Genomic DNA, 18,749 nt, shown 5'->3' with positions numbered 1-18,749 from the left:
ATGAGCGACCAAGCATGATTCCGGACGATCAGCGCGCCGTCATCATCACCGCCGCGGGCGGCCCGGAGGTCCTGTCGGAGCGACAGGACTGGCCGGTGCCGCGCCTCGGACCAGACGATGTGCTGATCGAGGTCGCAGCCGCCGGCATCAACCGTCATGACTGCAACCAGCGCGCTGCCGGGCCGTTGCGGGAGCCCAATCCCATACCGGGATTGGAAGCCTCGGGGCGCATCGTGGCCTGCGGCGCCAACGTTTCCCCGGAACGGCTGGGTAGAGCGGTGATCGCACTGACCGACGGCGGTTCATACGCGCAATACGTCGCCACCGACCAGCATCTTGCACTGGACTTGCCGAGCGGCCTCGACTTGATCCAAGGCGCCGGCCTGCCCGAGGCGCTGTTCACGACCTGGTTCAACTTCTTCGAGCTGATGCGCATGGCGCCCGGCGAGACGGCCCTGATTCATGGCGGAAGCAGCGGCGTCGGCACGATAGCGATCCAGCTCCTGCGCGCGCTGGGTCATCCCGTCATTGCCACCGCCGGCACCGCAGAGAAGCGCGCCCTGGCACTCGGGCTCGGCTGCGGCGCCGTGTTCGACTATGCCGATCCCGATCTCGCCGAGCAGATCCGCGCGGCGACGGGGAAGCGCGGCGTCGACTGCATCCTCGACACCTCCGCCGGCACTCACATCGCGCAGGACCTTGCGGCGCTCGCGATGGGCGGACGGATCGCCCTGCTCTCGGCCGGACATGGCAAGGAGCTGGCGGTGCCGCTGCGCAGCCTGATGGCGCGCCGGGCCAGCATCACCGGCGCATTCCTGCGGTCGACGTCACTCGATATCAAACGCCGCCTCGCAAGCAAGCTGCGGCAGCGCATCTCGCCCCTGCTCGGAACGGCCATTCGGCCGCACATCGACAGCACCTATCGCCTGTCCGAGGCAGCCGATGCGCACGAACGCATGGAGACGAGCCGGCACATCGGGAAGATCATGCTCAACGTCCGCGAATGAGCGACGATCCACGTCGCTGCGCCCACCACGCGCAACGAGCGCCCGCCTACTGCTTCACGCCCGGGATCAGGGCCTTCAGCTTGGCCATGTCCTTGACGTTCATCTTCATGCCGCCGGGCATCACGATGTCGCCGGGCTTCTGGTCGGGCTTGCAGGCGCCGAGCCATCTGGCCTCGATCGTCATCGCGGTGTCCTTCACCCCGGTGCCGGCGGCGCCGCCCGTGACGCGCGACATCGTCTTCACCGTATAGGCCGAGTTGAAGTCGCCGGTGATGTCGGCATGCGACGTCGTATTGATGCCGCCGAAATTGCAGACCGAATCGGAGACGTAGCCGGTCGCGGTCTTCTGGATGTCCTGCTTGGAGCAGACCTGCTGCGCCATCGGCGAGGCGAAGTTGTTCATCTCCTTGTCGGTGGCCGCGTCGGTGCAGTGCTGCATCGTCGCCTCCGGCAGCTGACCGCCGGATCTGATCATCTTCAGCTCCCACAGGCCGGCCTTGCGCACCGGCAGGTCGACGGCCCGTGCCTCATGGCTCGCGGTCACGCCCAGGAGGCAGCAGGCCAACAGCCCAATTGCGATGCGTGTGCAGGTCATATGCCCCGTTCCGGCTCGTTGATCGATGCCGGAGCGAATGCCGCAGAAAAGTGGCAATTGGGAGAACGGCAGTTGATGGAAGGTCAGTACAGCGTCCGCAGCGGCCGCTGCGCCGAGCCATAGGGCACCCAGCGGCAGGCGAACGAAACGTAGCCACCGTAACGCGCATCGACGGCGCGGAACTTCGCGACCTTGCCGTAGGAGGCGCAATGATCGACCGCGAGCTGGCGCGCATCCGTGGTCTGGGCCAGCTGGAAGGCGATGATGCCGCCGGTGTCGTTGCCCTTGAAGGGCGGCACCACGTCGGCCTGGGCGGACGCGGCAACCAGCACCATCCCAGCGGCCACGAGGCCTGCAGTCTTCACGAATCCGGCCATCAGCGTCCGCATTGCATTCTCCTCGATCTGGCCTGCCATTCTAAAGGTCCTGTCCGGTCAAGAAAAGAACACCGGCCTCACGTTAACAGGACTAATCGTGGAGTGTTGCCGCGTTGCACTTGACCTCCTGTGGCCGCCGCGGCACGGTCCACGCTCCCGGATCAGCCTTGCGGACGGCCCATGCGCGACTTCAGCTCACCTTTCAAGATGTTCGGCGCCGCCTGTGGCGCGCTGCTTGCCGCCATCGTCGCCATCGCCCCGGCTCAGGCCGCCAACCCGCTCGAGATGAACTTCTGGCTGTCCGGTCCGAAATACGAAGGCCGGGTCGCGCCTTGCGAGGCGGCCATTCCGACCATCGTCTCGCGATTCCAGGACAAGGAGAGCACCTTCTGGAATTCCTCGCTGACGATCACCGGCGTCGCCAATGTCCATGAGATCGCCTTCCGGCCCTGGCAGTCCGACAACATTCCGCGTCGCTTCTGCACCGGCAGCGTGATGATCAGCGACGGCAAGGCGCGCACCGTCAACTTCTCGATCATCGAGGATGGCGGCTTCGCCGGCTATGACCAGGGCGTCGAGTTCTGCGTCGTCGGCCTCGATCGCAACTGGGCCTTCAATCCGGCCTGCCGCGCCGCCAAGCCCTGATTTGCCTTTCCCGGCGTATCGGCCGCTCGCGCGGGCGGCCGGCTGACGAATGGCTGCCTCGGGGCAGCCATTTTTGTTCTTGAAATGTTCCCGCGCGCTGGTAGGCTCATGGCATTGTCCGGGGAGTACGCCATGTTCGATTGCCTGTGCCGACCTGCCGTCCTGTTGTCCAGAACGATCGCCTGCTTTGCCCTCTTGCTCGGTGTGCTCACGGCTGGCGCCGCCGAGGCGCAGGACCGCCGCCAGAATGCGCCGGGCGCGTTCGACTTCTACGTTCTCTCGTTGTCGTGGTCGCCCTCGTACTGCGCCGAAGCCGAGGAGCGCGGCGGTCGCGGCAGCCGGTCCCAGCAATGCAGCGGCCGACCGTACTCGTTCGTCGTGCACGGGCTGTGGCCGCAATACGAGAACGGCTACCCCGAATATTGCGAGCAGCCGGCGCCGCGCCTGCCGCGCAACATCATGACCTCGATGCTCGACCTGATGCCGGCGCCGGGCCTGATCTACAACGAGTGGGACAAGCACGGCACCTGCGCCGGCGTGTCGGCGAAGGCCTATTTCGAAGCCATCCGCAAGGCCCGCGCCGCCATCAAGATCCCCCCGGAATTCCTCGATCTCGCGGAGGCCAAGACGGTGGCGCCGGCGGCGATCGAGGAGGCCTTCATCAAGGCCAACCCCAAGCTCACGACATCGGGCATTGCCGTCACCTGCAATCGCACCAGGCTGAGCGAGGTCCGGATCTGTCTGTCGAAGGATCTGGAGTTTCGCAACTGCGACGAGATCGACCGGCAGGCCTGCCGGCGCGACGAGGTCAACATGCCGCCGGTCCGCGGCGGCTAGCGGCTGCGAATCGGGGCGACGCAGCGCGTCGGCCTGCGGCGCCTCCTGCGGCGGCGCTCATCCGCGGCTCTCCGGAGGGCATCCGGCGCATCGACGGGGTACCCTTTTGACGCGGAACGGCGTAACCCGGATGGCATGAACTACCGACACGCCTTCCACGCCGGCGGCTTCGCCGACGTCATCAAGCACATCGTGCTGACGCGCATCCTGGTCTACCTCCAGGAGAAGCCCGCCGCGTTCCGGGTGATCGACACCCATGCCGGCGCCGGCCTGTATGACCTCACCGGCGACGAGGCGACGCGCAGCGGCGAGTATCTCACCGGCATCGCCCGCGTGCTGCAGGCGCGGCTGTCGGATCAGGCCTATGCGCTGGTCCAGCCCTATCTGGATATCGTCCGATCGTTCAATCCCAAGGCCGAACTGGTCGCCTATCCCGGCTCACCGCTGATCGCGCGCGCGCTGCTGCGGCCGCAGGACCGCATGACCCTGTGCGAGCTCGCGCCGATCCCCCGCAAGCAGTTGATCGATCAGTTGCGCCGCGACACCCAGGCCCGTGTCGTCGATCTCGACGGCTGGGTCGCCCTGCCCGCCTTCGTGCCGCCGAACGAGCGCCGGGGCGTGGTGCTGATCGATCCGGCGTTCGAGGCGAAGGATGAGTTCGAGCGGCTCGCCGATCGCTTCGCCGCGGCCTTCGCGAAGTGGACCACCGGTATCTACGTGCTGTGGTATCCCGCCAAGAGCCGGCGTGCGACGGAAGAGCTGAGCGATCGTGTCGCGGCGCTCGCAGCCGCGGCCAAGCCGCCGGGCAAGGTTCTGCGGATCGAGTTCAGTGTTGCGCCGCAGATCGAAGGCGAGGCGCTCACCTCGACCGGGCTGCTGATCGTCAACCCGCCCTGGACATTACATGACGAGCTGAAGCTCATCCTGCAGGAACTGCAGAAGCCCCTCGGCCAAGGCGGCGCGGCGCGCTTCCGACTCGAATTCCCCAAAGCTTGAAACGGCGACTGGTCGAAAAGCCGTAGTCAATCGGCGCGGAACCGTATTATTGTGTCCGATTGTAAGACTGGCTTTACGTTCCGCTTCCGCGAATGGTTGCGGCGGGGTGATCAAGGCCTAACAAGATCCGGCGATCCGGCGCGGCGAGCGCTGGGCGTTAAGGTGGCCAACGCTTTCCGATCAAAGTGATGTCCGGTCGGACGCTGCGCAGGGCGCGCAGTGGAGGAAGCATTGCGGGGGAGGAGTTTCCCGATGGCCATGACTGGGACGGTCAAGTTCTTCAACGGCGAACGCGGCTACGGCTTCATCAAGCCGGACGACGGTGGACGCGACGTGTTCGTGCACATCACGGCGGTGGAGCGCGCGGGCCTGAAGGACCTGACCGAAGGACAGCGGATCAGCTTCGAGGTCGAGCCGGACAAGAAGGGCAAGGGCCCGAAAGCGGTGAACCTGGTGCTGTCGTCTTAGGGCGAGCCCGCCTGGCGGTGGTTCACGCGCCGGCATGATTGCAGCCGGGCGCGCCTCGACGCCACCTCTTCGCTGGTTTGGAAGCTGTCGGCAGCGCCTGCTCGCGTGCACAGCATTGCCGGCTCGTACGTGCAGGCCGCGCGCAGTGATGCGCGCCTGCCAGATTGCACAGAGCGCTCCGACAAAAAAATCCCGGCCGCGCGAGCGGCCGGGAGGTTGTCGTTGGACGTTTCTTCTTCCTATTCCCTCGTTGCCATCAGAAGTGGAAGTTGATGCCTGCGCGCACAATTCCAAACCGATAGTCGTTCTTCGCCCCCGTGATCACGAAATTGCTGCTGTCGAGATCGACGTAGAGATACTCGATCTTGGCGGTCCAGTTCTGTGCGAGGCCGAACTCGGTGCCGGCACCGAGCGTCCAGCCCACCGTGGTGTGCGATTCCGAAAGACCGAAGGTCTCGGCGCGCAGGCCGCCAAAGGCGAGGCCGCCGGTGCCGTAGAACAGGATGTTGTTGAAGGCGTAGCCGGCGCGGCCGCGCAATGTGCCGAACCACGGGTTCGAGAACTTCCACGGGGCGAAGGTGTCATTGGCGCCGGTCAGGTTGATGTCGCCCTCGGCGCCGAACACCCACGGGCCGTTCTGCCAATTGTAACCCGCGGTCAGGCCGCCGGTGAGACCGGACGGCTTGGTCGGGTTGTTGCCGACGGTGCCCCATTCATAGCCCAGCGTGCCGCCGAGGTAGGGCCCGGCCCAGCTGTAGGCGTTGAGGGGCTGGTTCACGGTATAGGGCGCGCCGCGCCCGTAGCCGAGATCCGCCGCCTGGGCCGAGACCGATCCGAGAGCCGCCGCGCCCAAGCCCGCCGCGGCGGCAGCACCGACCAAGAACCTGTTCATCGCTCACTCCACGCCACTCGCCGTCACCCGCCGGAGCCTGCGCCGCGCGACTGTGGTGCGCGGGCCGGCGTGGTTACGGAACTCTCGCTTCTTTCGTGAGCATTTATCGAGAGTTTTAGGTTAAGCCGTTGTTAAGCCGGGTTACCCGGCCATTAACGTGCTTAACGAAGCGTTACCGCCCTGCCCTGTGCATGGCGCCATCGCAAGCTGGCGAGACGGCGCGGCAGCGCTTAGTTTGCGGACATGACCACCCACAGCTCCGATCCACCCAAGGCGCCGGCGCCCCCGAGCCGGCGTGGCGCGGCCGACCTGCCGCCCGAGACCATCGACACGCCCGACCTCGATCCCGCCGCATCGGCCGCAGACGAGGACGATGACGGCCGGCTGCCGGAGCTGGCCGAGGAGAGCCTGGAGGCGGTCGGCGAAGGTCCGCTCGCGATCGGCCACGCGGCGATCGAGAACGCGGTGCGGCTGGCGCCGACCTCGCCGGGCGTCTACCGCATGCTCAACGCGGCGCACGACGTGCTCTATGTCGGCAAGGCCAAGAACGTCAAAAAGCGCCTGTCGTCCTATGCGCGTGCCAACGCGCCGCTGCCGGCGCGCATCCTGCGCATGATCGCAGCCACCGTGACGGTCGAGATCGTCTCCACCACCACGGAGACCGAGGCGCTGCTGCTGGAGGCGAACCTCATCAAGCAGCTCAAGCCGCGCTTCAACGTGCAGCTGCGCGACGACAAGTCGTTTCCCTATATTCTCATCACCGGCGACCATTGGGCGCCGCAGATCCTCAAGCACCGCGGCGCGCAGTCCAGGCCGGGGCGCTATTTCGGTCCGTTCGCCTCGGCCGGTGCCGTCAACCGCACCATCACGGCGCTGCAGCGCGCCTTCCTGATCCGCTCCTGCACCGACTCGTTCTTCGAGAGCCGCACCCGCCCCTGCCTGCTGCACCAGATCCGCCGCTGCGCCGGGCCCTGCACCCAGGAGATCGACTTCCCCGGCTACACCGAGCTGGTGCGCGAGGCGACCGACTTCCTGTCCGGACGCAGCCAGGCGGTGAAGGCGCTGCTGGCGGCCGAAATGGAGAAGGCGTCGGGCGAGCTCGAATTCGAGACTGCCGCCGTCTATCGCGACCGCCTCGCGGCGCTGTCGGCGATCTCCTCGCAGCAGGGCATCAATCCGCGCACGGTCGAGGAAGCCGACGTGTTCGCCATCCACCAGGAGGGCGGCTATTCCTGCGTCGAGGTGTTCTTCTTCCGCACCGGGCAGAACTGGGGCAACCGCGCCTACTTCCCGCGCGCGGAGAAGAGCTATCTGCCGGAGGAGGTGCTGTCGGCGTTCATCACGCAATTCTACGACGACAAGCCGCCGCCGAAGCTGATCCTGCTGTCGCACGAGATCGAGGAAGCCGAGCTGCTCGCCGAGGCGCTGTGCGTCAAGGCCGGCCACAAGGTCGAGGTGTCCTGCCCGAAGCGCGGCGAGAAGAAGGACCTCGTCATCCATGCGCTGACCAATGCGCGCGAGGCGCTGGGCCGCAAGCTCGCGGACACCGCAACGCAAAGCCGGCTCTTGGAGGCGATGACGACGACGCTCGGCCTGCCGCAGGTCCCGAAGCGCATCGAGGTCTACGACAACAGCCACATCCAGGGCACCAACGCGGTCGGCGCGATGATTGTCGCCGGCCCCGACGGCTTCATGAAGAACCAGTACCGCAAGTTCAACATCAAGTCGGAAGGGCTGACGCCCGGCGACGACTACGCGATGATGAAGGAGGTGCTGCAGCGCCGCTTCAAGCGGCTGGTGTCACCGTCGGAGAAGGATGTCGCCCGCGCGGCCAAGGAGGACGACGTGCCGCAATGGCCGGATCTCGTCATCATCGACGGCGGCCGCGGCCAGCTCAATGCCGTCCGCGAGATCTTCACCGAGCTCGGCGTCACCAATGTCGCGCTGATGTCGGTCGCCAAGGGCCCCGATCGCGACGCCGGCCGCGAGACGCTGTTCATCCCGGAGCGGGAGGCGATCAAGCTCGAGCCGCGCGACCCCGTGCTGTATTTCATCCAGCGGCTGCGCGACGAGGCACATCGCTTCGTCATCGGCTCGCACCGCAAGCTGCGCAAGAAGGACATCCGCGAGGCCGGCCTGCAGGAGATCCCCGGCATCGGCCCGTCGCGCAAGCGCGCGCTGCTGCACCATTTCGGCACCCTGAAGGAGATCGAGCGCGCCTCGATCGCCGATCTCGGCAAGGTGCCGGGCGTGAGCGCCGAAAGCGCGCGGAAGATTTTCGAGTATTTTCACAGCAACGCGAGCTGAGCCGATCGCGGCTCAAGCCGCAGCCGGCGGCTCCTGCTTCACCGCATCGGCGAACTTCCGCATCAGCCGCACCAGCTCATCCACATCGCGGATCTCCCAGCTTTCGAAGATGGCGCGGCCGATCCGCTCGCGCGCAGCGTCGACGAGGTCGGTCATGGCCTTGCCCTTCGGCGTGATCACCGCCTCGCGCACCCGCCGGTCCGCGGCGCTGGCCTGGCGTGCCACCAGCCCGAGGCTCTCGAGCTTGGCGACCTGGCGGCTGACGGTGGTGTAGTCGCGCCCGACCCGATCCGCCATCTCGACCACACCGATCGGGCCAAATCGCTCGATTCCGACCAGCAGCGGAAACAGCGCGCGGTCGAGCGCGATGCCGGCTTCCCTGATCAGCGCCTCGTCGCGCTGCGGCCGGTTCATCACGGCCACAATGTCGAGCAGCGCCCCGTGCAGGACGCGGAGCTGCTCACTTATATGTGTATTTTGCACATTATTCCTTGGCGACATCAGTCCCTCCGGATATATGTGCATTATACACATATAATCCGGAGCTCCACCATGAAAGCCGCTATTGTCCAGAAAGCCGGGCAGCCGCCGGTCTACGCCGATTTCGCCAACCCGATCGCTGCTCCTGACGAGCATCTGATCACCGTGACCGCCGCAGCGATCAGCCAGATCACCAAGGCCCGCGCCTCCGGCACGCACTACAGCTCAACCGGCGCGTTTCCCTTTGTGGCTGGGATCGATGGCGTCGGCCGCTGTGAGGACGGCAGCCGGGTCTACTTCGTGCTTCCCAGGGCCCCCCATGGCGGCATGGCCGAAAAGACGGTGGTACCGAAGGCGCGATGCCTCGCCTTGCCCGATGATCTCGATGACGTCACCGCGGCGGCAATCGCCAATCCTGGCCTGTCGTCCTGGGCGGCGCTGCGCGAGCGCGCACACCTCCGCGCCGGCGACACCGTGCTGATCAATGGCGCCACTGGAACGTCCGGTCGGCTCGCGGTTCAGATCGCCAAGCATCTCGGTGCGGCCAAGGTGATCGCGACCGGGCGCAACGCCGCGACGCTGCAATCCCTGACCGCGCTCGGCGCCGACGCGGTCATTCCCCTGGTCGGCGATGGCGACGCGCTGGAGGAACGTTTCAAGCCCCATTTCGCCGGGGGTGTCGACGTCGTGCTCGACTATCTCTGGGGCGCCAGCGCCGAGCGGCTGCTGATGGCAGCGGCCAAGGCGGGCGCGGAGGCGAGACCGATCCGATTCGTCCAGATCGGCTCCATCAGCAGCGGCGACATCACCCTGCCGAGCGCGGTGCTGCGCGCATCAGCCATCGAATTGATGGGCAGCGGCATCGGCAGCATTCCGCTCGAGCGTCTGATCGCGCTCACCGATGAGTTGTTGCAGGCGGCCATCCCTGCCCGGCTCGAGATCGCGGCCGATCCGATCCCGCTGAACGCGATCGAACGCAATTGGGCCAGGGATGATGCCACCCGCCGCGTCGTGCTCACCATGTGAAAGCCGGGACAGAAAAAAAAACGGCGAGTTGGCAGGCTGTCGGCAAAAACAATTTACCCGGATAAAAATATACGCTAAATTACCCGGGTTAAAGTGGAGCCCCACCATGACCCCCGACCAGCGCAAGGCGGCCGTCGCCGCCTATAAGGAACGCAAGACACCTGCCGGCATCTTCGCCGTGACCTGCGCCGCCACCGGCCAGCGCTGGGTCGGCTGCGCGCCGGACCTCGACAAGATCCAGAACCGCCTCTGGTTCACCCTGCGCCAGGGCGGCCATCGCCGCGGCGGCCTGCAGGCGGCCTGGACCGCCCACGGCGCGGAGGCGTTCAGCCTGGACGTCATCGAGACCCTGGACGAGGAGACGCTGGGCTATGTCCGCGACCGCGTGTTCGCGGAACGCCAGGCGCATTGGTGCGCGGTGCATGGCGCGGAGGCGATCTGAGCTTTCGCTCAAGCCTTCGCGCAGCCGTCACTGCACCGCAACAAGGTCCCAGCCGTGCGTCGCGCCCGCCGATCTGCGCACTGGCGCGACCGCGTCCGGTTGCTTAATGAAGCGTTGCGGGTCGCGTTGCCGCATGCGCAAGAGTTCCTATCTCCGCAAGACTTCGTTGCGATTCGCGTCATATCTGCGTCATCCTGCCGAAGCGGCTTGGCTCGGAGGTTGACGTCCGAACGGCGGCAGTATTGGTACACCGGATGAATATTGCGACCACACGCGTGCCCAGCAAGACGTCGACGTCCCTGCCGAACATCCTGACCTATACGCGCATCGCCGCGATACCGGTCGTGGTCGGTTGCATCTACGCGCAGTCGGTCTGGATGTATCCTTTGTGGCTCCGCTGGGTCGCCGTCGCGGTGTTCATTGCGGCTGGGATCACCGACTATCTCGACGGTCATTTCGCGCGGATCTGGAACCAGCAATCGGCATTCGGCCGTATGCTCGATCCGATCGCCGACAAGCTTCTGGTCGCCTCCTGCCTGCTGATGCTGGCCGCCGACAGCACCATCCAGAACTGGTCGCTGTGGGCGGCCATCGTGATCCTGTGCCGCGAGATCCTGGTGTCGGGCCTGCGCGAATATCTCGCCGCGCTGCGCGTCTCGGTGCCGGTGACCAAGGTCGCCAAATGGAAGACCACGATGCAACTGGTGGCAATCGGCTTCCTGCTCGCGGGCGAGGCCGGCGATGCGGCGGTCGCCCAGATCTCGACGGCCGTTGGCCCGATCGTGAGCGGGATCGGAATTTGGCTGCTCGGCTTGTCGGCGGTCTTCACCATCTACACCGGCTACGACTATTTCCGCGCCGGCATCCACCACCTCATCGAGGCGGACTCGCGATGAAGGTGAAGTATTTCGCCTGGGTGCGCGAGCGCGTCGGCAAGGCCGAGGAGACGATCGAGCCGCCGGCGGACGTGCGCACGGTCAGCGAGCTGATCGCCTGGCTCACCACGCGCGGCGAGGGCTACGCCTATGCGTTCGAGAGGCCGAAGGTGATCCGCACCGCGATCGACCAGACCCATGTGCAGCCGGATGCGGCCATCGCCGGCGCCCGCGAGATCGCGTTCTTCCCGCCGATGACCGGCGGCTGACGTAACGGAATATCTGTCCATGACCGCGATCGTCACCGTCCGCGTGCAGCAAGAGGATTTCGACACCGCGGCCGAGATCGCAGCCCTCAGCCATGGCCGCACCGACATCGGCGCCGTCGTCAGCTTCTCCGGCCTGTGCCGCGGCAACGACCATGACACGCCGATCAGCGCACTGACGCTCGAGCACTATCCAGGGATGGCGGAAGCCGAGATCATGCGCCATGCCGAGCAGGCGATGGCGCGCTGGCCGCTGCAGGGCATGACCGTGATTCACCGCTTCGGCCGGATACGGCCGGGCGAGAACATCGTGCTGGTGGTGACCGCATCCAGCCACCGTCAGGCGGCGTTCGAGGCGGCTGAGTTCCTGATGGATTATCTCAAGACCAACGCGCCGTTCTGGAAGCGCGAGGAAACCGAGAACGGCGGCGGCTGGGTCGAGGCCAAGAGCCACGACGATGCCGCCGCGGCGCGCTGGAAGTCGTGATGGCGAAGAAGGTCAAGACGGCAGCACCGCGCAAGGCGGCGGCGCCGAAGCTCCCGAAGGTCAATGCGGGCGAGCTGGCGAGCCTGCTCGACTACCTGCGCTACGCGGTGAGCTGCTTCCAGAACGCCGATCTGGTGTTTGCGCACGGCACCACCGATCCGGTGTCGGAGGCCGCCTTCCTGATCGGCGAGGCGCTGCATCTGCGCCCCGATCAGTTCGAGAGCTTCGTCACGGCCCGGGTCACCGCGGCCGAAGGCAAGACGATCCTCGACCTGATCACGGCGCGAATCACCACGAGGAAGCCGGCGGCCTATCTGGTCAACAAGGTCTATATGCGCGGCCTGCCGTTCTACGTCGACGAGCGCGTCATCGTGCCGCGCTCGTTCATCGGCGAGCTGCTGGAGACGCATTTCGGCGGCGCCGAAGCCGACGGCACCTCGCTGATCGACGATCCGCTGGCCGTGGACAGCGTGCTGGACCTCTGCACCGGCTCTGGGTGCCTGGCGATCCTGGCCAGCCGCCACTTCCCCAATGCGGTGATCGACGCCGTCGACATCTCCAAGGATGCGCTCGCCGTTGCGGCGAAGAACGTCGCCGACTACGACCTCGGCGAGCGCATCTCGCTGCACCGCGGTGACCTGTTCGCACCGCTCAGCCAGCGCCGTTACGATCTGATCATCACCAACCCGCCCTATGTCGACGCCGAGGGCATGGCCGGCCTGCCTCGGGAATGCCGCGCCGAGCCGGCGCTGGCCTTCGACGGCGGCACCGATGGGCTCGACATCATCCATCGCATCCTCAGCCAGGCGCGCGACCACCTGACTGCGGAGGGAGGGTTGTTGTGCGAGGTCGGGCGCGACCGTCCGCAGATCGAGGCGGCCTATCCCGACCTGCCGCTGCTCTGGCTCGACACCGAGGACTCCGAGGGCGAAGTGTTCTGGATCACCGCGCGCGATCTCGTCTGAGACGCGGCTGCCCGAGGCACACCGGCGCGGTTGGCGCGAAATGACGCAGCGACTTCCAATATGCGGCACAATCTGCTGCTGCTGTGCAGAATCCGCTCACCAGGGCAGCGGGAACGCTGGACCTTTGACATTTCCGTCCGTCCGCGAAGCTGATAGCTTGGCGGCGGCCCGGATCAGCGGCTGACAACGTCGGCGCACGCATTCAGGCCCATCAAGCACGATCCGTTTCGGCAAGCTTTTCTGGCACCGGTTCGCCACCTTTCCGGATCATGCTGCCGCCGTCGCACAACCGTCCGAGAGGTCCCCATGCTGGACAAGAGCCCCCGCCCCGCCGTCACCGTTCCGAATGATCTTGCCGCGCATTGGATGCCGTTCACCGCGAACCGCGCCTTCAAGAAGAACCCGCGCCTGCTCGCCGGTGCCAAGGACATGCACTACATCACCGTCGATGGCCGCAAGATCATCGACGCCGCCGCCGGCATGTGGTGCTGCAACGCCGGTCACGGCCGCAGCCAGATCGCCGAGGCGATCGGCCAGCAGGCCGCGGCGCTCGACTACGCGCCGCCGTTCCAGTTCGGCATTCCCCAGGCGTTCGAGCTGGCCAACCGCATCGCTGATCTCGCGCCCGCCGGCCTCGACCACGTGTTCTTCTGCAACTCCGGCTCGGAGGCGGCGGACACCGCGCTGAAGATGGCGCTCGCCTATCACCAGATCAACGGCCAGGGCAGCCGGACCCGCCTGATCGGCCGCGTCCGCGGCTATCACGGCGTCGGCTTCGGCGGCACCTCGGTCGGCGGCATCGTCAACAACCGCAAGCTGTTCGGCACCTTGCTGACCGGCGTCGACCACATCCCGGCGACCTATGACCGCGAGAAGCAGGCCTTCACCAAGGGCGAGCCGGAGTATGGCGCGCACTTCGCCGACGAGCTCGAGAACCTCGTCAACCTGCACGGCGCCAACACCATCGCCGCCGTGATCGTCGAGCCGATGGCCGGCTCGACCGGCGTGATCCCGGCGCCGAAGGGCTATCTCAAGCGGCTGCGCGAGATCACCCAGAAGCACGGCATCCTGCTGATCTTCGACGAGGTCATCACCGGCTTCGGCCGCCTCGGCTACGCCTTCGCCGCCGAGCGCTACGGCGTGACGCCTGACCTTCTCACCTTCGCCAAGGGCGTCACCAATGGCGCGGCACCGATGGGCGGCGTGCTGGTACGCGACACCATCCACGACGCCTTCATGAGCGGCCCCGAGCACATGGTGGAGTTCACCCACGGCTACACCTACTCGGCGCATCCGATCGCCTGCGCGGCCGGCCTCGCCACGCTCGACATCTATCGCGACGACAAGCTGTTCGAGCACGCCCGCGCGATCGAGCCGAAATTCGCCGACGCCGTGATGTCGCTCAAGGGCCTGCCCAACGTGCTGGACATCCGCACGGTTGGTCTCACCGCCGGCATCGACCTCGCGCCGCTGCCCGACGCGGCTGGCAAGCGCGGCTACTCCGCGATGGAGACCGCCTTCCACAACAACGACCTGATGCTGCGCATCGCCGGTGACACACTGGCCCTGACCCCGCCGCTGATCGTCAGCGAGGATCAGGTCGGCGAAATCATCGAGAAGGTCGGCAAGGTCATCAAGGCCGTGGCGTAAGCCGCGCGCGGACATCGTCAGCCAACAACAATGGCGGCCCCGGTGGCCGCCATTTCCTTATCTGGACTGCTTCCCAGCAGCGGTCATTCCGGGGCAATCGTCAACGCGGCCACGCGTTGGCGATTGAACCCGGAATCTCGTACTTGTTGGGAAGGGACGCGAGACAATATCTGGATTCCGGGTTCAAGGCCTGCGGCCTTGCCCTGGAATAACGTTGGTTGGCATAGCTATTCATACGGTCTCGCTCTGGCTCCGCATCGGTCATGCGCCGCCATCACCTTATGAAGTCCGCTCCTACCCGGCGTGCGGGAGAGCATCCCCGATCGCAAATAGCTTGCCCTGCAAGGATTGCCGCAGAACGGCACGCCTTCCTGCCGGGAACCTTCGCAAATCCTCCACGTTCATGTCGCGAGCCGGCGGTTTGCGCGCGGCGAGCGGATTGTCGGAGGACGCGCATGCTTGCACCGCCAGGAGAGCTGCTACGATTGGGGCTCGAACAGAGGCTCAACCGCGTCAAGCGCGCCACCCAATCCTACATTCGGGATCGCGCCCGGCAGGCCACCGGAACGGTGACGTCCTACGCCGTCGCCGCCGGGCTGTTCGCCACCGCGGGCATCTTCCTGATCGCCGCCTGCATCGTCGGATTGACCGCGCTGTTCCGCTGGGTGGAAATGACCTACGGCCTGTTCACCGCGTTCGCGGTTGTCGGCGGCATCCTGATCGCGCTGGCGGCGATCTGCGCGATCGTCGCGGCAGTGAAGCTCCGCAGCCCTTCGCCGCACTATCCGTCGCTCTCCAGCCGGCTGCGCGTGGCGATCGCAGCGCCCGTGGCCCGGGAACCCGACGCGGACGAGATCGATCCCGACACCATCCCCTTGGCACCGTCATCGACTTCCACGAATCACGCGAGCGGAGTTGCGGGCGCACTCGGACGGATCAACGTACCCGTCGGTGTCGCCGTTGCGGCACTGCTGCTCGGCGTGGCCGCCCTGCGCCGGCGTCACCGCAGCACGTGAGCCTGCCCGGACAGCGGCAGGCGCGGTTCGACGGACATCGAAGAATCACCGGCTCAATTGAGCTGCTCAGCAACACGCGTTGATCAGCTCATGGCACCGCGCGCATGTCTAAAGATGTCTGGAATCCGCACGGCGCGTACTCCGGCGTTCTACGGACCCGCGACACTACGATGACACTCCGCTTTCCCACGTGAACTTGCGTAAATGACACGCAGACGAGAAATCATCGGCGTCTCCCGGTATTTGAATCCCGCCCACTATCCTCGCGAATCAACAGAAGTGCTAAGGTTGCGTTCGGTTGGGAGCGTCGCCAAGCATGATCCGTATCTCCACAATTTTCGTTGCCATTTGTATGGTTCTGGTCGCGGCCTCGCTCGGCCTGATCCTGTATTCGGTGGCCGGTATCAGTGGCTCGGAATCCGCGATCGTCGCGCTCGCCGCACTGACGTTCCTGATTCTCTACAATGCCGTATCGATGCGACTGCGCGACCGCACCGACATCGGCAGCCAGATAGCCGATCTGTCGCGCGGCACCGCCGACCTCGCGCGTCAGGTCGCCGAGTTCGGCCGCCGCCTGTCGGCGGTGGAGGGACGCATCGTGTCGTCGAGCTCGGTCAGCGCCGATCGCCTGCAGGGGGTCATCGGCGAGATCAACGAGCTCGGCGGACTGATGAAGCAGCTCGCCGTCACCGTGGCCCAGCACGAGGACCTGATCGCGGCCATCCCGCCGGCAACACCGCCGGGAGCTGGGGCCGGCACGGTTCGCGACGCCGATCGCCCGCTCCCGGCGACCGCTTCCTCCAGCGGCGCGCTCGAGATGAACGCGCTGCCGTCGCGCGGCGTCGAGCAGAAGGTGGCCGAGACCTCCGGCACGTTCAGCGCGGCACCGGCTGCCGCCCCCCTGCCGCCCAAACCGCAGGCCCCGGCGGTCACGGCCGTGCCGCGCAGCCAGCCGCAGATCCTCGCCGCCGTCAAAGGCGCGATCGAGGACAACCGCCTCGACATCTATCTGCAGCCGCTGGTGACGCTGCCACAGCGCAAGGTGCGCTTCTACGAGGCGGTGACCAGGCTTCGCGACGAGCGCGACCAGGTGGTCGCGGCCGAGGACTTCATCGGCATCGCGGAAGCCGCCGGCCTGGTCGGGCGCATCGACCACATGGTTCTGCTTCGCTGCGTCCAGGTGCTGCGCCGCCTGATGGTTCGCAACAAGGACGTCGGCATCTTCTGCAACATCTCCTCGGCGACGCTCAGCAGCCCTGCAAACTTTTCGCAATGCCTCGATTTCCTCGAAGCGAATCGCGCCCTGGCGCCGTCCTTCGTGCTCGAATTCAAGCAGTCGACCCTTCGCAGCCTCGGTCCGACCGGGACCGAGCATCTCGCGGCCCTGGCACAGCGCGGCTACCGCTTCTCGATCGACCATGTCACCGACCTCCGGTTCGAGCCGCGCGAGCTCGCCGATCGCGGAGTCCGCTTCATCAAGGTCCCGGCCGCGCTGCTGCTCGACCCGAAGCAAAGCTCGGCCTCCGACATTCACCCGACCGATCTCTCCGATCTGCTGGGCCGCTTCGGCATCGACCTGATCGCCGAGCGGATCGAAGGTGAGAACAGCGTCGTCGACCTGCTCGACTACGACGTCCGCTTCGGCCAGGGCTTCCTGTTCGCGCCGCCCCGCCCATTGCGACCCGAGGGCGCATCTGCTACCGGCGAGGCCGCCGCCGGCCCATCGGGCGGGCAGGACATCAAGATTCAGGACCCCAATGCCGCCGGCACCACCTCTCTCGACGCGTCACACACCAATGCTCCGACGCGCAGCGGCAATGCCGCCCTCGCCCGCCGTGCCGCCGGGACCCTCTGAGATCAGCCGGCTGCCATGACCGTTCTCCGCTTCGAAGAGCGGCTGCGCGATCTGGTCGGCCGCAAGCAGGTGCTGCTGAGCGACATCTGGGGCGTGGTCCATAACGGGCTCGAGTCCTTCCCCGACGCCTGCGACGCGCTGCACCACTTTCGCCGCCAGGGCGGTACGGTGATCCTGATCACCAACGCACCCCGGCCGGCCGATTCGGTCCAGCGCCAGTTGCGCAAGCTCGGCGTCGCCGACGAGGTCTACAGCGCCATCGTCTCCTCCGGCGACCTGACCCGCCACTACGTGGCCGATCATCCCGGCGGCAAGGTGTTCTGGCTCGGCCCCGAGCGCGACAATTCCATTCATCGCGGTCTCGACCTGGCGCTGTCGCCGCTCGAAGAAGCGTCCTACATCATCTGCACCGGCCTCTACGACGACGAGACCGAGACCGCCGAGGACTACCGGCCGATGCTGCTGCGCGCCCGCGAGCGCAAGCTGCCGCTGATCTGCGCCAATCCGGACATCGTGGTCGAGCGCGGCGACCGGCTGATCTACTGCGCCGGCGCCATCGCCGAGCTCTATCGCGAGCTCGGCGGCGAGGTGATCTTCTACGGCAAGCCGCACCGGCCAATCTACGAGCGGGCCATGATGCTGGCCGAGCAGCACGCCGGCCGGCCGGTCGCGCGCGAGGAGGTGCTGGCGATCGGCGATTCCGTCCGAACCGATCTCGCCGGCGCGCACGGCTTCGGCATCGACTGCCTGTTCGTGACCCGCGGCATCCATTCCGAGGAGTTCGCCGGCGTCGAGCAGCTCGACCCGGCCTCTATCAAGGAGCTGTTCGGCCATCCGCCGCGCGCCCTGATGCGCGAATTGAAGTGGTGAACGGATCCTGAAACGCAAAACGCCCGGCCGAGTGCCGGGCGTCTTTCGTTGGAGTGGATCAGGCGGGCGTCAGGCCGTTGCCATGTCCGGGAACACCGCGTCGATCTTGGTCTTCAAGGTCGCGGCATTGAACGGCTTGACGATGTAGTTGTTCACGCCGGCCTTCTTGGCCGCGATCACGTTCTCGGTCTTGGATTCCGCCGTGATCATGATGAACGGCGTGGTCGCCAGGTTCGGATCGGCGCGGACCTCGCGGAGCAGGTCGTAGCCGGTCATCGGCTCCATGTTCCAGTCGGAGATCACGAGGCCGTATTTCTTGGCGCGCATCTTGTTGAGGGCCATCGAGCCGTCGCTGGCATCGTCGATGTCCTCGAAACCGATCTGCTTGAGAAGATTCCTGATGATACGGATCATGGTGCTGTAATCGTCGACGACGAGCACCGGCATCGTCAAATCAACCGCCATCTTGACTCCCCCAGACGCGAACACAACGCGCAGACTGTTACAAAAAAGCTCATGCGGCACGGGTCGTAACCGACCCCGCCATCCGCTTTCAGCAGTAGCATCAGCCGTTAAACAGCGCGTTAACTGCGCTGCGGCTGCATGTCGCTATTGCTGCGCTGCATGAGCGGAGGAACCCCTTCGGCTTGACTTCGCGGGGCCGGCCGCCCACCGTCACGGCAACCACCGTCC

At 66.2% G+C, this 18,749-nt stretch carries 21 protein-coding genes; 16 read left to right on the top strand and 5 right to left on the bottom strand.

The features are described from left to right. The first annotated feature begins 14 nt into the window (after nucleotides 1-14). A complete protein-coding gene (locus tag ACQR1E_RS16470) occupies nucleotides 15-1,007 on the top strand; it encodes an NAD(P)H-quinone oxidoreductase (protein WP_434897296.1) in 993 nt (330 codons plus the stop codon). Between the two features lie 46 nt (nucleotides 1,008-1,053). On the opposite strand, the gene ACQR1E_RS16465 is transcribed toward ACQR1E_RS16470, so the two are convergent. Then, nucleotides 1,054-1,602 carry a DUF3617 domain-containing protein gene (locus ACQR1E_RS16465; protein ID WP_315754445.1) on the bottom strand — a complete coding sequence of 183 codons (549 nt, stop codon included), beginning with the start codon at nucleotides 1,600-1,602 and terminating at the stop codon, nucleotides 1,054-1,056. A gap of 83 nt (nucleotides 1,603-1,685) precedes the next feature. After that, nucleotides 1,686-1,991, bottom strand: coding sequence for a hypothetical protein (locus ACQR1E_RS16460; RefSeq protein ID WP_315713661.1), 306 nt, complete (start codon nucleotides 1,989-1,991; stop codon nucleotides 1,686-1,688). Nucleotides 1,992-2,159: 168 nt separating this feature from the next. Here ACQR1E_RS16460 and ACQR1E_RS16455 point away from each other — a divergent pair, with 168 nt between their 5' ends. From ACQR1E_RS16455 to ACQR1E_RS16440, 4 genes are all read left to right on the top strand, one after another. Continuing rightward, complete coding sequence (locus ACQR1E_RS16455) at nucleotides 2,160-2,624, top strand: hypothetical protein (protein WP_315825371.1); 465 nt, start codon at nucleotides 2,160-2,162, stop codon at nucleotides 2,622-2,624. Between the two features lie 132 nt (nucleotides 2,625-2,756). Beyond that, nucleotides 2,757-3,461: a ribonuclease T2 gene (locus tag ACQR1E_RS16450; RefSeq protein WP_315754447.1), complete on the top strand. Its 705-nt coding sequence runs from the start codon at nucleotides 2,757-2,759 to the stop codon at nucleotides 3,459-3,461. A 135-nt stretch (nucleotides 3,462-3,596) separates the two neighbouring features. After that, nucleotides 3,597-4,457, top strand: coding sequence for a 23S rRNA (adenine(2030)-N(6))-methyltransferase RlmJ (locus ACQR1E_RS16445; protein ID WP_315713601.1), 861 nt, complete (start codon nucleotides 3,597-3,599; stop codon nucleotides 4,455-4,457). Between the two features lie 252 nt (nucleotides 4,458-4,709). Beyond that, nucleotides 4,710-4,925: a cold-shock protein gene (locus ACQR1E_RS16440; RefSeq protein WP_006612991.1), complete on the top strand. Its 216-nt coding sequence runs from the start codon at nucleotides 4,710-4,712 to the stop codon at nucleotides 4,923-4,925. 256 nt (nucleotides 4,926-5,181) lie between these two features. Here ACQR1E_RS16440 and ACQR1E_RS16435 read toward each other — a convergent pair whose 3' ends face one another. Further along, a complete protein-coding gene (locus tag ACQR1E_RS16435; protein WP_315713602.1) occupies nucleotides 5,182-5,817 on the bottom strand; it encodes an outer membrane protein in 636 nt (211 codons plus the stop codon). Between the two features lie 243 nt (nucleotides 5,818-6,060). On the opposite strand from ACQR1E_RS16435, the gene uvrC reads away from it, so the two are divergent. Continuing rightward, nucleotides 6,061-8,124, top strand: a complete 2,064-nt coding sequence (gene uvrC, locus ACQR1E_RS16430) for an excinuclease ABC subunit UvrC (RefSeq protein ID WP_315713603.1) — start codon at nucleotides 6,061-6,063, stop codon at nucleotides 8,122-8,124. Nucleotides 8,125-8,136: 12 nt separating this feature from the next. Here uvrC and ACQR1E_RS16425 read toward each other — a convergent pair whose 3' ends face one another. After that, complete coding sequence (locus ACQR1E_RS16425; RefSeq protein ID WP_315713604.1) at nucleotides 8,137-8,625, bottom strand: MarR family winged helix-turn-helix transcriptional regulator; 489 nt, start codon at nucleotides 8,623-8,625, stop codon at nucleotides 8,137-8,139. On the opposite strand from ACQR1E_RS16425, the gene ACQR1E_RS16420 reads away from it, so the two are divergent. The 10 genes from ACQR1E_RS16420 to ACQR1E_RS16375 all read left to right on the top strand — a co-directional run bounded on the left by ACQR1E_RS16420 (nucleotide 8,566) and on the right by ACQR1E_RS16375 (nucleotide 18,056). Continuing rightward, nucleotides 8,566-9,630 carry a quinone oxidoreductase family protein gene (locus ACQR1E_RS16420; protein ID WP_316187095.1) on the top strand — a complete coding sequence of 355 codons (1,065 nt, stop codon included), beginning with the start codon at nucleotides 8,566-8,568 and terminating at the stop codon, nucleotides 9,628-9,630. The genes ACQR1E_RS16425 and ACQR1E_RS16420 overlap by 60 nt on opposite strands. Nucleotides 9,631-9,736: 106 nt before the next feature. Further along, on the top strand, nucleotides 9,737-10,072 hold the full coding sequence (locus ACQR1E_RS16415; protein ID WP_316174354.1) for a GIY-YIG nuclease family protein: 336 nt from the start codon (nucleotides 9,737-9,739) through the stop codon (nucleotides 10,070-10,072). A 254-nt stretch (nucleotides 10,073-10,326) separates the two neighbouring features. Further along, on the top strand, nucleotides 10,327-10,968 hold the full coding sequence (gene pgsA / locus ACQR1E_RS16410; RefSeq protein ID WP_315754456.1) for a CDP-diacylglycerol--glycerol-3-phosphate 3-phosphatidyltransferase: 642 nt from the start codon (nucleotides 10,327-10,329) through the stop codon (nucleotides 10,966-10,968). Beyond that, nucleotides 10,965-11,216 carry a molybdopterin converting factor subunit 1 gene (gene moaD, locus ACQR1E_RS16405; RefSeq protein ID WP_315754458.1) on the top strand — a complete coding sequence of 84 codons (252 nt, stop codon included), beginning with the start codon at nucleotides 10,965-10,967 and terminating at the stop codon, nucleotides 11,214-11,216. Before pgsA ends, moaD begins: the two co-directional genes overlap by 4 nt. Nucleotides 11,217-11,235: 19 nt before the next feature. Beyond that, complete coding sequence (locus ACQR1E_RS16400; protein WP_316187094.1) at nucleotides 11,236-11,700, top strand: molybdenum cofactor biosynthesis protein MoaE; 465 nt, start codon at nucleotides 11,236-11,238, stop codon at nucleotides 11,698-11,700. Next, nucleotides 11,700-12,665, top strand: a complete 966-nt coding sequence (gene prmB / locus ACQR1E_RS16395; protein WP_315754460.1) for a 50S ribosomal protein L3 N(5)-glutamine methyltransferase — start codon at nucleotides 11,700-11,702, stop codon at nucleotides 12,663-12,665. Before ACQR1E_RS16400 ends, prmB begins: the two co-directional genes overlap by 1 nt. A gap of 306 nt (nucleotides 12,666-12,971) precedes the next feature. Beyond that, the gene (locus ACQR1E_RS16390; RefSeq protein ID WP_315754462.1) at nucleotides 12,972-14,315 is read left to right on the top strand and encodes an aspartate aminotransferase family protein; all 1,344 of its coding nucleotides are present in this window, start codon (nucleotides 12,972-12,974) and stop codon (nucleotides 14,313-14,315) included. 455 nt (nucleotides 14,316-14,770) lie between these two features. Then, on the top strand, nucleotides 14,771-15,331 hold the full coding sequence (locus ACQR1E_RS16385) for a phage holin family protein (protein ID WP_315825376.1): 561 nt from the start codon (nucleotides 14,771-14,773) through the stop codon (nucleotides 15,329-15,331). Nucleotides 15,332-15,647: 316 nt separating this feature from the next. Next, nucleotides 15,648-17,186 carry an EAL domain-containing protein gene (locus ACQR1E_RS16380; protein WP_315754467.1) on the top strand — a complete coding sequence of 513 codons (1,539 nt, stop codon included), beginning with the start codon at nucleotides 15,648-15,650 and terminating at the stop codon, nucleotides 17,184-17,186. Between the two features lie 15 nt (nucleotides 17,187-17,201). Then, a complete protein-coding gene (locus ACQR1E_RS16375) occupies nucleotides 17,202-18,056 on the top strand; it encodes a TIGR01459 family HAD-type hydrolase (RefSeq protein WP_315713614.1) in 855 nt (284 codons plus the stop codon). A gap of 69 nt (nucleotides 18,057-18,125) precedes the next feature. On the opposite strand, the gene ACQR1E_RS16370 is transcribed toward ACQR1E_RS16375, so the two are convergent. Further along, the gene (locus ACQR1E_RS16370) at nucleotides 18,126-18,521 is read right to left on the bottom strand and encodes a response regulator (protein ID WP_006613531.1); all 396 of its coding nucleotides are present in this window, start codon (nucleotides 18,519-18,521) and stop codon (nucleotides 18,126-18,128) included. Between the last annotated feature and the right edge of the window lie 228 nt (nucleotides 18,522-18,749).

Origin of the sequence: Bradyrhizobium sp. HKCCYLRH1030 (assembly GCF_051168395.1) — a bacterium.
Lineage (GTDB): Bacteria > Pseudomonadota > Alphaproteobacteria > Rhizobiales > Xanthobacteraceae > Bradyrhizobium.
This window is presented reverse-complemented; position numbering and strand designations above follow the sequence as displayed.